This window comes from Vibrio sp. 1-Bac 57 (genome assembly GCF_037546855.1).
In the GTDB taxonomy this organism is placed as follows: domain Bacteria; phylum Pseudomonadota; class Gammaproteobacteria; order Enterobacterales; family Psychromonadaceae; genus Psychromonas.
Genome location: NZ_JALAAC010000004.1, coordinates 161,856 through 176,039 on the forward strand (window position 1 = coordinate 161,856; position 14,184 = coordinate 176,039).

Annotated in this window: 12 protein-coding genes; 3 read left to right on the plus strand and 9 right to left on the minus strand. The window is 36.2% G+C overall.

The window, feature by feature from the left end; translation table 11 throughout:
* Positions 1–28 precede the first annotated feature (28 nt).
* From MT391_RS04255 to lolE, 3 genes are read left to right on the plus strand one after another with little or no spacing between them, the layout of a single operon-like run.
* Positions 29–1,255 carry a lipoprotein-releasing ABC transporter permease subunit gene (locus MT391_RS04255; RefSeq protein WP_499497020.1) on the plus strand — a complete coding sequence of 409 codons (1,227 nt, stop codon included), beginning with the start codon at positions 29–31 and terminating at the stop codon, positions 1,253–1,255.
* Positions 1,248–1,931 carry a lipoprotein-releasing ABC transporter ATP-binding protein LolD gene (gene lolD, locus MT391_RS04260; RefSeq protein WP_499497021.1) on the plus strand — a complete coding sequence of 228 codons (684 nt, stop codon included), beginning with the start codon at positions 1,248–1,250 and terminating at the stop codon, positions 1,929–1,931. The genes MT391_RS04255 and lolD overlap by 8 nt, the downstream gene beginning before the upstream one ends.
* Positions 1,931–3,172, plus strand: coding sequence for a lipoprotein-releasing ABC transporter permease subunit LolE (gene lolE / locus MT391_RS04265; RefSeq protein ID WP_166370139.1), 1,242 nt, complete (start codon positions 1,931–1,933; stop codon positions 3,170–3,172). Before lolD ends, lolE begins: the two co-directional genes overlap by 1 nt.
* A 476-nt stretch (positions 3,173–3,648) precedes the next feature.
* Here lolE and MT391_RS04270 read toward each other — a convergent pair whose 3' ends face one another.
* The 9 genes from MT391_RS04270 to MT391_RS04310 form a co-directional block, all read right to left on the minus strand.
* On the minus strand, positions 3,649–4,305 hold the full coding sequence (locus tag MT391_RS04270) for a Bax inhibitor-1/YccA family protein (protein WP_499497022.1): 657 nt from the start codon (positions 4,303–4,305) through the stop codon (positions 3,649–3,651).
* 256 nt (positions 4,306–4,561) lie between these two features.
* Entirely contained in the window at positions 4,562–5,314 is a 753-nt protein-coding gene (tpiA, locus tag MT391_RS04275; RefSeq protein ID WP_166370137.1) for a triose-phosphate isomerase, read from the minus strand.
* Between the two features lie 253 nt (positions 5,315–5,567).
* Positions 5,568–6,509, minus strand: a complete 942-nt coding sequence (ttcA, locus tag MT391_RS04280; protein ID WP_499440528.1) for a tRNA 2-thiocytidine(32) synthetase TtcA — start codon at positions 6,507–6,509, stop codon at positions 5,568–5,570.
* Between the two features lie 89 nt (positions 6,510–6,598).
* Positions 6,599–8,446 carry an EAL domain-containing protein gene (locus tag MT391_RS04285; RefSeq protein WP_499497023.1) on the minus strand — a complete coding sequence of 616 codons (1,848 nt, stop codon included), beginning with the start codon at positions 8,444–8,446 and terminating at the stop codon, positions 6,599–6,601.
* A gap of 242 nt (positions 8,447–8,688) precedes the next feature.
* Positions 8,689–9,498 (minus strand): ATP-binding cassette domain-containing protein, encoded by an 810-nt coding sequence (locus MT391_RS04290; protein WP_205962976.1) that lies wholly within the window; start codon positions 9,496–9,498, stop codon positions 8,689–8,691.
* Positions 9,471–10,481 carry an oligopeptide/dipeptide ABC transporter ATP-binding protein gene (locus tag MT391_RS04295; protein WP_166370131.1) on the minus strand — a complete coding sequence of 337 codons (1,011 nt, stop codon included), beginning with the start codon at positions 10,479–10,481 and terminating at the stop codon, positions 9,471–9,473. The genes MT391_RS04290 and MT391_RS04295 overlap by 28 nt, the downstream gene beginning before the upstream one ends.
* A complete protein-coding gene (locus MT391_RS04300) occupies positions 10,481–11,371 on the minus strand; it encodes an ABC transporter permease subunit (RefSeq protein ID WP_166370129.1) in 891 nt (296 codons plus the stop codon). Before MT391_RS04300 ends, MT391_RS04295 begins: the two co-directional genes overlap by 1 nt.
* Positions 11,358–12,332: an ABC transporter permease subunit gene (locus tag MT391_RS04305; protein ID WP_166370127.1), complete on the minus strand. Its 975-nt coding sequence runs from the start codon at positions 12,330–12,332 to the stop codon at positions 11,358–11,360. The genes MT391_RS04300 and MT391_RS04305 overlap by 14 nt, the downstream gene beginning before the upstream one ends.
* Before the next feature lies 1 nt (position 12,333).
* Entirely contained in the window at positions 12,334–13,938 is a 1,605-nt protein-coding gene (locus MT391_RS04310) for an ABC transporter substrate-binding protein (protein ID WP_499497024.1), read from the minus strand.
* Between the last annotated feature and the right edge of the window lie 246 nt (positions 13,939–14,184).

Genomic DNA, 14,184 nt, shown 5'->3' on the forward strand with positions numbered 1-14,184 from the left:
CATCATAAACAACTATTAAAAGGCAGTTATGTTTTATCCTTTAAGTGTATTTATCGGTTTACGGTATACAAAATCTAAACGTAATAATCAATTTGTATCGTTTGTTTCAATATTTTCAACTGGTGGCATTATTTTAGGCGTATTAGCATTAGTTACCGTCTTATCCGTTATGAATGGTTTCGAAGGGGAGTTAAAACAGCGTATCCTTGGCGCGATCCCACAGGCTAAACTTAGTAACCAAGCAAAGACCATTGACCATTGGCAACAACGTGTTGATGCAATTCCTGAAGATCCCCTCGTCATTGCTATTGAACCGATGATTAATGCTGAAGCGATATTGCAAAGCACAACGGCTTTGCAAGGTGTGAAGTTAGAAGGTATCTACCCGCAGAAATATAACAGTAAAATAGTTAAAGATAATATCTTTATGGGTGGCCTAGAGCTGTTGAAACCTAGTCAATATAACATCATTATTGGCGACCAATTAGCAAAGCAATTGAATGTGGGTATTGGTGATAAAGTACGCGTCATTTCCACCAGAGGGGCTCGTTATACACCAATTGGTCAAGTTCCTAGCCAGCGTAATTTTACCGTTGTTGGTTTATTTGATGTGGGCTCTGACGTTGATAAGTACTTGGTATTAATGCATGTCCAAGATGCGGCACGTTTAATTCGTATTCAAACAGATCAAGTGACGGATCTGCGTTTTTATTTTACCGAACCCTTTGCCGTTGAAGATTGGCAACCTCCAGTACTCGAAAAAGATGAAATCTTATTAGACTGGCGTAGTACGCACGGTGAACTTTTTGCCGCAGTTAAAATGGAAAGGAATATGATTTGGTTATTATTGTGTTTAATTATTGCGGTCGCTGCATTTAATATCTTATCCTCATCGGTGATGGTGGTAACGGATAAAAGCGCCGAAGTTGCGATATTAAAAACCCTAGGGATTCAAGCGTCTACGATCAACCTTATTTTTATTATTCAAGGTGCTTTCAGTGGTATTCTTGGCGCATTATTAGGGACAGGTTTAGGTTTGTTATTAAGTACTTACATTAATGAAGTGATGTCATTTTTAGGACTGCATCTATTAGCGAATGCTTCCGGTGGTACTCGACTCTTACCCGTTATACACGAACCATTTCAAATAGTATCGATTATGCTTGGTGCTATGTTGTTAAGTTTATTAGCCACTTTATATCCTGCATATAGAGCAGGAACAGTGAGCCCAGTCGAGGCATTAAGATATGAATGATTCAATTATAGTTTGTCAGAACTTAAGTAAAATTTACCAAGAAGGGCGCCTAGCCACGACTGTGTTACAAGGTGTCAATTTGACCGTGGAAAAAGGAGAGTTACTAGCTATTGTAGGTACTTCTGGATCAGGTAAAAGTACGTTATTACATTTGCTTGGGGCACTGGATGCCCCGTCTACTGGAGAGGTTATTTTTAATGATAATAACATCCATAAACTCTCTTCAAAGCAGCAAGCGAAGTGGCGTAACCAAGAGCTAGGTTTTGTTTACCAATTTCATCACTTATTATCAGAGTTCACTGCATTAGAAAATGTTGCCATGCCATTATTGATTGCAGGTGAGCCAGTTAAACTTGCGCAACAAAAAGCAACTGCATTATTAGAAAGAGTGGGGCTTAGTGAACGCATTCAACATCGACCTGCTGAATTATCTGGCGGTGAAAGGCAACGTGTTGCAATAGCACGTGCATTAATTAATAAACCTTCTCTTGTCTTAGCTGATGAACCTACCGGAAATTTAGATGCTAAAAGTGCAGAGTCTGTTTATCAGTTATTACGAGAATTAAATAGTGAATTTGGTACTGCTTTTATTGTGGTGACTCATGACCAACAGTTAGCCAATAAATTGCACAGACAATTATACATGGCGAACGGTATTTTACAGGACACTCCGTAATGTTTAGACCTTTACCATTATTTATTGGGCTACGTTATAGCAAAGCAAAACATAAAAATAAGTTTGTATCCTTCATTTCAATGGCTTCTATATTTGGCATTATTTTAGGTGTTGCTGTCTTAATTGTTGGCCTTTCAGCGATGAATGGCTTTGAAAAAGCATTACGAGATCAATTGTTAACCGTGATCCCGCATGCGGAATTAGAAGTAGTTAAAGGGGAGTTTAAAGATGAAACGGCTATTCTTTCTAAAATAAGAGCACATCCAGGTGTACTAGGTGCAAGCCCTTACATAGTGATGAATGCCCTGTTGCAAAAAGATATTAATATGAAAGCGTTGCAAATGCGCGCCATTACTCCTGAAAGTGAAACGCAAGTGACCGCGATAGAACAGTATATTAAACAGGGAGGCTGGGAGTTATTAAGCGCAGATGAAAATAGTCTTATTCTAGGTGAGCCGGTTGCCAAACAACTAGGCATTGAGGTAGGGCAGTCTTTATCATTATTATTACCTCAAATTGGCTCAACGAAGCTTAAAGCTCCACGCAAGTTTACCTTTATCTTAACGGGTACCTTTAAAATGGGTGGGCAAGTTGATACTACATTGGGTTTTATCCATATCAACACGGCTAAAAAAATGCTTAACCTTAACCATGCTACAGGTATTGCCTTTAAAGTTGAGGATGTTTTAAAAGCACAGGTGCTGTCACGGGAGGTGGCGTATAGTATCCCTGTGTATATGTATATTAAAAGTTGGATCACAAGCCAAGGCTACTTATATCAAGATATTCAAATGGTTAAATCATTGATGTACGTTATTTTATTATTAGTAGTTGCCGTTGCTTGTTTTAATATTGTATCCACATTGGTAATGGCTGTGAATGAAAAACGCAGTGACATTGCTATCTTAAAAACAATGGGGATGGGGAAGTGGTCTCTACGTGCTATTTTTATGGTTCAAGGTGCGTTTAATGGTCTCATGGGAAGTCTACTAGGCGCGTTACTGGGTATCTACTTAGCTAGCAATTTAAGTCAGTTCTTTAGTGCGGTTGAAAATATCCTGGGTAGAAAGTTTATTTCTGGAGATATCTATTTTATTGATTATTTACCCTCACAAATCAACTATGATCAAGTGATCATTATTACACTGATTGCTTTTGTTATGAGTATCGTAGCAACGATATACCCCGCATGGACCGCGAGTAATATTGAACCTGCAAAAGAGTTAGGTTACAGCCACTAACGACTTTTTACCTTATCTCGATGGCCGAAAATCATTATGATCACAGGCCATCTAATCCACAGCATTACCATTTAAGAATGTAGCTATTTAGACACCTATGTATACATTCAGTTATATAGATTAGATATCTAATCATTTAACCGTATCTGCTGTTTACATCAGTTTTACGGTAGCTATTAACCGTATATGTAGTAATCAGGTAATAATCTAACAAACTTTTCTTATGCTCACGTTAATAAATAATTATTTAGAGCAATCTATGCTTTAAGTAAGGCTATTTTTGCTGTGTAAAATTCTATTGCTCGTCATCCCGGTCAATAAATATTATGGAGATTAAAAACTGTTATGAAGGTTAAAAACCGTTATAAAAGTTAAAAAATAAGCAAAAAAAAGCGCATTAATAAATGCGCTTTTAAGAATATATCAGTAATTTAGTAAGCTAAAGTAGCATCTAAAATACTATCGGAGACTGATCATTAATCGTCTAAAATACCAAGAATGCTTAATAAGTGGATAAAGATATTAAAGATGTTTAAGTATAAAGAAACAGTCGCTCTAATGTAGTTAGTTTCACCACCGTTAATGATACGGCTAGTATCAAACAGAATAAAACCAGACATTATCATGACTACAACACTACTGATCACTAATTGGAAAAGTGGGATCTGTAGGAAAATATTAGCAATAATTGCAACAATTACAGCAATCATACCTGCCATTAAAAATCCGCCCATAAATGAGAAATCTTTTCGGCTAGTTAATACGTAAGCTGATAATGCAAAGAATATTATTGCAGTAGTACCAAGTGCCTGCATAATTAAAGCAGGGCCGTTTGGCATTGTTAGGTAATGGTTTAGCATATTACCTAGTGACGCACCCATCACACCAGTAAACATGAATACCCAGAATATCCCCTTGCTAGAATTCGCTGTTTTAGACACTACAAATAAAAGACCAAATCCAACTAGCATTAAGACAAGTGACGTCATTGGGCCGATACCTACCATTGTCGCAATAGTTGCAGTGACTGCACTAAACGCTAATGTCATGCCTAATAGCATATAGGTATTCTTTAATACTTTATTAATTGAAACTCCAACACCTTGTGCTTTAGTGTTAATTGAAGAATTCATAATTTACTCCGTTGAATAATGATTGTTAACAACATCATAACATCAGATTTTTTGCTTGTGCAGTATTTTTTATTGAGCTAATGAAATAGCAGAAAGTTTTTAACTGCAAGTCATACCAGTGCGCATATTTGCTTGATCACTGTTATTGCTTAAAAGAGGGTATTATTGCGTTGTGTTTGATTGGAAAGCTTGAAATTAAAAAAGGCACTATAAAAGTGCCTTATTAGTATTGGGACATGGAGGTAGAAAGTGCTGCTTATTTAGCGCCTTCGATAATACCTACAAATTCCTCAATGATTAGTGCTGCACCACCTACTAAACCACCGTCGATGTCTGCTTGAGCAAATAGCTCTTTTGCACTGTTTGCTTTAACACTACCACCGTAAAGGATCTGTACTTTCTCAGCAACAACTTCACTTTGCGCTTTTAACCAAGAACGGATATGTGCATGAACTTCTTGTGCTTGCTCAGAAGTTGCAACTTTACCTGTACCGATAGCCCAAACTGGTTCGTAAGCGATTACTGAGTTTTCTAATGCTGCGATACCAGTAACATCAACCACTGCTTTAAGTTGAGTTTCAACAACAGCAAATGTTTTATCAGTTTCACGTTCTTCTAGTGTTTCACCGATACATAATACAGGTACTAAACCATTTTCTTGAATCGCAACAAATTTAGCTGCAACAACTGCATCAGTTTCGTTGTGGTATTGACGACGCTCTGAGTGACCTACTAGGCTATATTTAGCGCCAAACTCTTTAACCATAACAGGTGAAGTCTCACCTGTGAATGCGCCTGCAACATTTGTGCTCACATCTTGTGCACCAAATTCAATGCTGCTGTCTGCTGTTAGGTTTGCAACTTGCTCAATAAAAATTGCTGGTGGGCATACTGCAACTTCAACATTAGTTGCTGCATCTGCTGCACTTTCGATACCTTTGATCAATGTAGCTACTGATTCTTTTGTACCGTTTAGTTTCCAGTTACCCATTACAAGAGGTGTTCTCATGTTTGACTCCGTTTTTTATATTGAAAGTTATATTAAAAGTAAAATTGAAAAAATTATATTGAAAATTAAATTAAAGCTTTATGTTCTTAAATAAGCTGGTGACCATGAGTTAGTCTCTCACTAATTCACATCATTCTTTGATTATGCGCGTAAATTATCTCTTATCGACCGTAAATACAAGGCTAGGTTGACTTAAAGGCTACTCTTTATTGGGTTAAATCAATAAAGAGTTTAATTTAACTGAGTAACAAGATTAATTGACCTCTGTAATTTGCACTGCTTGATGCTGTTTATAAAATTCGTTGTCAGCTGTTACTTGGTTTGATAATTGCTCACTGGCTGGTTGTTTAAATGATTCCTTATCAAAGGCAATATCTCCGCCATCAATCACACCGGAATCCTTAGTAATGGATTTAAAATCAAATAAGCTAGTATCTGCTAAATGCGAAGGAACCACGTTTTGCATAGCAGTAAACATAGTTTCTAAACGACCTGGATAATTGACTTCCCAATCATTGAGCATATCTTTTGTTAATTGACGCTGTAAATTAGGCTGAGAACCACATAAATTACATGGAATGATTGGGAATTTTTGCAGTGTAGCAAACGCTTCAATATCTTTTTCTTTACAGTAAGCAAGCGGACGAATAACTACATGCTCACCATTGTCTGAAACAAGTTTGGCCGGCATCGACTTGAGTTTGCCTGCAAAAAATAAGTTAAGCATCATGGTTGCTAACATATCATCGCGGTGGTGACCGAGTGCAATTTTAGTGGCGCCAAGCTCTTTCGCAGTCTTGTATAAAATGCCTCGGCGTAAACGCGAACAAAGGCTACAAGTAGTTTTTCCGGGTTGTAGCTTTTCTTTAACGATACTGTAAGTATCTTGTTCTACTATTTTGTAGTCAACACCTAATGAGTCAAGGTATTGCGGCAATATATGCTCAGGAAAGCCTGGTTGTTTTTGATCTAAGTTAACCGCAATGATATCAAAGTTGATAGGCGCAACGGCTTTAAGCTGGCTTAGCATTTCCAATAGGGTGTAGCTGTCTTTACCACCAGATAAACAGACCATGATTTTATCACCATCTTCGATCATATTATAATCTGCAATGGCTTGTCCGGTTTGTCTACGCAACACTTTATTTAATTTTTTAAGGTTGAATTGATCTTTTTCTGATAGTTGTTGCGTCATGGTATGCCTTGTTAATGGAGTATTAAAACAAGGCGCATTGTATAAAAAGAGGGGCGCAGATGCAAAGAGTAAAGGTCCCGCTAATGCATCTATAATGGAGTCGGCTCTGCGATTAAATAACCTTGTATCCCATCGATATACATGCTTTCAAGGATTTGTTTTTGTTCTAAGTGCTCAATACCTTCAGCGATAACTTGGCACTCCATTCGATGTGCAACATCAATGATCATGCGAATAAATTGTTGATTTGCACTATCTGATTCGAGGTTAGTAATTAAACTTGCGTCAAGTTTAATATAATCAGGTTTTAACTCTTCAAATAAACGAAAAGAACTGATCCCTTTGCCGAAATTGCAAATGGCAGAACGACTTCCCGCCCTCTTGAGCATATTAAAAACACGTTTACTCGCAATCAAGTTATGACCTAATAAACTTTCAGGAACTTCAAATACCAAGGAACCAGCTACATCGGGCTCTCTTAATAATAATCGCTCTAGCCATACCATAAAGCTACTATTGTGCATCGCCGAAGAACTAAGGTTTATACCCCATCTAGTGCTATATTCTGTACGAAGACGACTACGATAAATTATCTTTTCAAGAATTATCTTTTCAAGTTTAATTATCGTATCAGTACGTTGTGCCATGGAAAAAACAGTATCAGTTGGAATGGTGTTGTTATGTTCACTGACAAAACGTGTAAATATTTCCTGGTATCCTTTCATATTGCGATGAATAGCTTGAACAGGTTGTTGTAAAAAAAAGAATGAACGATTAGTTATGATATCAGTAATAATTGATCGCCAATGCTGTTCACCGACTTGCAGTGTTTGGTTATCTATATTCTCTTCAAAAGCCCATGCATTAATACCACTGGTTTGAGCCTTTGCCAGTGCAATATCGGCTCGTGCTAACACATGCTCGGGTAATTGATTGGAGGAAATTAAAGTCATGCCATTAAAGGCAACATTTTCAAGGTTGTTAAGTAGTTGATATTGATCAAACTTTAGTTTTAGTTCATTGGCTAATTGCTGCGCATCGCCAATACTCATGCTATGACTAATGAAAGCAAATTCAGATCCTGAAATCCTAAATAAATGGATATCTTTATATTTATCAAGAACATCGTTAATGATATTTGCAACATTTACAACAAATTGATCGCCTTGTTGAAATCCACGGTGCATGTTAACCACTGATAACTCAAACAGTCGAATGATAGATAGGATGGCATGTTTACGATTACTTTCATCGGATAAAAACTCAGTAAGTTCTTTCCTAAATACATGGCGATTATTTAAGCCCGTTAATGAGTCCGCATTTATTTGTTGCGATAATAACGAGATCTTTTCTTTTTTACTGTGCAAAGCAGAATCAAATAGACGTCTTTGTTCAATGAGTTCGATAGTGACCTTTTTAAAAGGTGTTATTTTAGATTTTTCATTAACGATTTCATTGACTAAGGCACTTTCTATTTTTTTTAGTAATCGAAATGAAATGGTATGATACAACAGCAAAGTGATAATAAGTGCGCTGACAATCAGCACTATAATAGATTGATATAATTTAAATAGTTCCGCATGAACACTTGTATATTGAATGCTTTGATTTTCAGTTGGGCTGTTAAAATTAGAAATCGGGGAGGGTAGTAAATTATTGAAAAGCTGGTTGACTGCTTTTTGACTATAAACAAGTGGGCTATTAAGACGGCTATTATTAATTTTTATATAACTAAATTGACTAAGTTCGAGGCTTTCTTCTAGCTCACCAATACTAGTAATAGTTGGTAATAAAGCTAGCTGAGAGTACGTTTTAGGTAGTTGTTGTTGCTCTAGTAGTATCGTGTTAAACGCACTTTTAGTTGCAATGATTAATGCCAAAGCTATCAATAAAGTGATCAAAGTAGAGATCCAAAGGCTTTTTTTATAATCGTTCACTTAACCTTCTCCTCGCATTAAAAACTGATTGTTATTGATAAGTGGTTATTAGTATTGTTATTAATAAATAGCTATTAGTCTTTTTTATAAAGATGAAATAAAATGCTGATTATTATCTTTAATATAAGCTATTCAAGACGTTCCTATGACAAAGCTTGCTCAATATAGAAAATAAGAAATGCTTTAAGCGGGATAGTATAGACCAAAAGTGGTATTTTATTTACTTTTTTATTAAATAAATGTTATTTTCGATAGTCTGGTTGGTGACTTAATAACAAATATTTTGTTTGCTCTTCCTGTGGCGACTCACAAACGCTCTTAGCTGTACCTTTTTCAATGATTTTTCCCTGATGTAATACCAGGATTTGATCACTCATGTGTTTGACTAAATGCATATTATGCGCAACAAAAATATAACTAGTTCCTTTAGCTTTTTGTATCTTTAGTAACAGGTTAACGATTTTAAATCGCAATGAAATATCTAATGTGGATAAAATTTCATCGGCAATAATAATATCAGGATTTAAAATCATAGCGCGTGCGATGGCCACTTGATGCTTTTGTACACTGGATAACATATTAGGGTAAAAAGCTAAATAATCAGGTAACAATCCTACTAATTTTAAGGTTTCCAGAATTTGCTGATGGCGTTGTTTGTCATTTAAATCTGTATTTAATTGTAAAGGTGCATGTAATATTTTCCCTACCGTCGTTTTAGGGTTTAACGAGCTACTTGGGTCTTGAAAAATCATGCGTATGGATAAACAACGTTGCTGAGAGTTAAGCGAACTAAGATGTTGTCCTTTTACGTAAATATCGCCGGAGTTTGCTATTAACATACCACCAATCGTCCTGACTAATGCACTTTTTCCGGATCCACTTTCACCAACTACTGCCAATGTTTGACCAGGCTCTAGGGTGAAACTGACAGGTCCGAAAGCAAGTTGCTCTCGACTACTGAGAATACCCGTTGCATGTTTAAAACTTTTACACAGATTCGTCACTTTTAATAACGGCTGCACATTTAGCTCACTTTGGTTGGATAGTGACATCGGAAACTATGACCTTTTTTAGTCGTTAAAGTAGGGTTTTCAACACATATTTTTTGTGCTCTAGGGCACCGAGGCCCTAGTCGGCAACCGATTGGCAATTGGTTCGAAGAAGGAATATTCCCGGGTAACGTGTACAGTTGCGCTTTATGCTCATTAAATTGTACATTATTGATTAATGTTTTTAACATAGATTGTGTATAGGGGTGCATGGCACTGCCCATTATTTGCTTATAAGATCCTGATTCAACCGTTTGTCCACAATAAACTAAGGTCATATAATCGGATATGTTACTGGTATTGGCAAAATTATTACTTAATATAAGCAGAGTCGTATTATTTAATTGGTTAAGTTTATATAACAAGCGAAAAATTTGTGATTGAGTAACTGCTTCCATTGCAGTGGTTGGTTCATCGGCAATAATTAAACGTGGACTATTAGCAATCGCCATGGCAATCATCACTTTCTGGCAAACACCCTCTGAAAGTTGGTGTGGGAAACAATTTAATACTGCCACATCATTCTGAATACCTACTTTGTGTAACAACTCTTTAATTTGTAAGCGTCGTGACTGTACGTTTACTTTTTTAATCTTGGTTAATATTAAACGAAAGCGTTGTTTCCACGTTTTTTTGGGTAATACTGATTCAATTTGAACGCGTATTTTTTGACTTGGATCGAGATAAGAGCTGGGCTCTTGAAAAATAACTGAAATTTCTTTACCTAGAATTTGACGTCGTTCTTTATGCGTGAGTTTTGATAAATCCGTCTTGCCTAAAAACATTCGATCAGCTGTAACCGTCCAGTTGCTATTGTGTAAGCCTAATATCGCTTTAGTGATCAGTGTTTTCCCCGAGCCAGACTCACCAATTAAACCGTGAATAGAACCATCTACTATATTCAGAGAAGCCTTGTCGATTACTCGAATTTTTCCCTGTGCAGTATCAATGTCAATACTTAGGTTTCTGATATCCAATAAAGCCATTATTCTTCACCTTCAAGTACAGCGTGCCGTAAACCTTCTGAAAATACATTTACGATAATAATTACTGCGAAAATAGCAATCCCTGGAAAAGTAACCAACCAAGGAGAAAGGTAGATGAGTTCCATACTGCTTGCGATTAAAGATCCCAATTCAGTTTGAGGTAATTGCGCACCAAAACCTAAAAAGCCTAGTGTCGCAATTTCGATAATCGCCATGGTAAATAAACGGTTAATAATAGTAACGGTAGGCTCTAAAATATTAGGTAAAATACCGTATCTAAATAAACGCGTTTTTGTTGCCCCATCAAGTTGTATTGCAACAATATATTGTTTACTTAACTCTTGTTCAATGGCCAAAAAACTAGAACGTATAAATTGCGGCAGTAATGAAAGAGAGATAGCAATCAGGCAGTTAGTGTAACTAGGTCCAAAGATGGTGATCAGTATTAATGCTGAAAGCAATGTTGGAATCGCTAATAAAGCATCTAATAAATGATGTAAGACACTTGCTTTAACACCTTTTGTAAGAGCGGCTGCAGCCCCGATCAGCATGCCAATAATACCGACCAAAAGTGTAATGATTAATGCTCCGCCTAAAGTCAGTTGCAGTCCATGAAATAAACGAGAGAGAGAGTCCCTACCTAAATCATCGGTTCCCAAAATATGATTGGTATTGCCTCCTTCGACCCAATAAGGGGGTAATAACATACTATCAGGGTTTTGCGCCAAGGGAGAATGAGGTACAAACCAAGGGGCAAATAGAGAGATAATAATCAAAACAATCATTAACCACATAGCCACCACTGCAATTGTTTTGGTTTTAAAAATAGACCAAATATAACCTAATGGTGATTGAATCTTATCTTCATTAAAGCCGTTATTTATCAGCATATAAGGAACCTCGTCTTAATGGGCTAATAACAACCATGAGAATTTCGATGAAAATACTGAAGGATAAAATAAATCCGCTAATAATTAATATACCAGCAGGTAATACTAAATAGTCGCCTGTTTTCAATGAAATAAATAACCATTTACCTATACCATTTAAGTTAAATACAATTTCAATGGTCATTGCAAAAGAGATAATGGTGCTTAATTGCAGTCGTAATTGCGGAATAATAGGAGGTAGCGCATTTTTTAATGCATGTGCAAAAACGATTTTTGTTCGAGAGAAACCTTTTGCATAGGCTGCTTGTATATAATTGCTTCGCATCACCATAGTCATGGAGTGACGGGTTAAACGTACAATCTCAGTGATTAAGAAAAAGGATAAAACTAATGCAGGCAGAATCAAATGTGCAACACGGTCTATAAATGCGAATAGCTCATATTGCTCGGTAACCATTAATGTATCAATTAACAAAAATCCCGTCACAACCGGCACTTCATAGATCAAACTGAGATTACCATCAACGGGCAATACTTGCCCCCATACACTAGGTAGTAATACTGCCATTACTCCGACCCAAAAAACTGGTAATGCGAGCCCCATGATCGCAATAGTCATGATTGCATAATCTAAACGAGTATTTCTGAATAAACCGGCTAATAAACCCAGTGGAATGGCGATAATACTAGAGAAAATTAATGCAGTGAAACAAAGCTCAAGTGTTGAAGCGAAAAAAATCAAACCACGCTCGAGTAAGGATTGATTATCCACGGAAGAATAACCGAGATCGCCATTCATAATTTGCCATAAGTAAGCAAAGTACTGCTTTATATAACCATTAGAGTTAACAACTGTTTCGCTGTTGACCGAGACAATACGATCGGTAGCAAATGCAATGATAGTCAAAATCAGTGCGGTGATTAACAGCAGGTTTAGACGTCTTAATAAAAATGACAGCATCTTAATTCAAATCTTGTTTAATGGCATTTTGGAAATTAATACCCGTTAAAGGATTAACTTCCACATTTAAAATTGACTTCGAGATAGCATCTAACCTTAATACATGTGCGATAGGCAGGTAAGGACGTTGCTTGTAAACTTCGTCTTGTATCTGATAATAGTTTTTTATACGTTGTGCAAAATTAGACTCTGTTATTGACTGATCTAATAATACTTGCACCTTAGGTGAGCACCAATGGCTACTATTACCACTTTCAGCTGATGAATTACAGCTTAGTAGCGGTCTAAAAATACTATCTGGATCGTCAATATGAACATTAATGCCGGTTAAATAAGTATCATAATCACCACTTCGTAAGCGTGCTTTTAAAGCGGCACCACTTAAATTAATGATATCTGTTTTAATACCTATGTCATTGAGGTTCGCTTGTATTAATTCTGCTGTTTTATGAAAATTAGGGTTAAATACATCGGAACTATCTGGTAATAAAATAGTTAATGTCTTAGAAAAGTCATAATTTAATAAGGTTAAATTTTGACGCGCTTTTTCTGGATCATATAAGTCTTCCTCAAAACGCGGTTTTAATGCCCATGATTGTTTACTTAATAATGTATCCGTTTGTATTGCGCTACGAAAATAGACAGCCTGTAAAATGGTTTTTTTATCAATAGCTTGTGACAGCGCTTGACGAACTTGATTGTGTTCTAAAATAGGGCGCTCAGTATTAAATGCCCACAGTGCGATATTAGCCGTTGATTTACTATTTAAGGTAATATTTTTGTTTTTACTTATGGTTTCTAACTGGCTTGCCGCAGGATAAGAGATTGCATCGCACTCTCCCGATAATAATTTTGTGTATCGTTTTGTTGCACTAGGATTGGTAAAATAAATTAAGTTTTCAATATTAGTCATTGATTGCCAATAAAGCGGATGTTTTTTGTAACGAATAGTGCCATTACTATCAAAGCTTTTAAATTTAAAAGGCCCGGTACCAATAGGCTGAAAATCTATATTTTCCTGCAGACCTTGTTCTATCAATTGGTCTGCATATTGTTTTGAATGAATCACTGCATAATGTGCAGCAAGGTTTGCTAACAGTGTTACATCGGGTTTGCTTAAAACAAATTCAACCGTATAGTCATCAATCTTATTTATCTCTGATAGCAGATCCGTGAAGGGATGATTATAAAAATAGTTTTCCGTCTGTTTATTCACTTTATGATACGCATCTTGAACATTAAGCATGCGATTAAAACTAAATAAGACATCATCTGCATTTAAAAAGCGTGTTGGTTTAAAAAATTCTGTTTGATGAAAGCTAATATTGTGACGTAATGTAAAGCGATAGCGTAATTTATCATCACTACGTTGCCAACTTTCAGCTAAATCAGGAATAAATTTGTTGGTTTTAGGATCAATGGTCACTAAGCGGCTATAAATTTGATGTGTGGTCGCATCTAAGCTCGCAATATCCTGACTAATTTGAGGATTAAACGAAGTAGGTAAACTTTCTGTGCAATAGATAAGAGTATTTTGTGTTAGTGCTTTATTTTGATAACAGCCGCTAAGGGTTGTGATAAAGAACAATAAGCATATTAAACGCATAAAGCTATTCTATTCCATTAGAGTGAGGTGTGTAATTTAACATTAGCGCCGCTTAATTAACATATTAAATATGGGTAAACCTATTCGTTCCTGTTAAAGATGGCAATAAAGTATCGGTTTAATGCATTAGGTCATCTTTATGCCTAGAATTCGTTCAACCCATTATTTACTGATTGTTACATCTTAGCTTACAGATCGTTGTAGTTTAAAGAGTAAGCACTATAAAGCTATTTATTCTGCCTGATG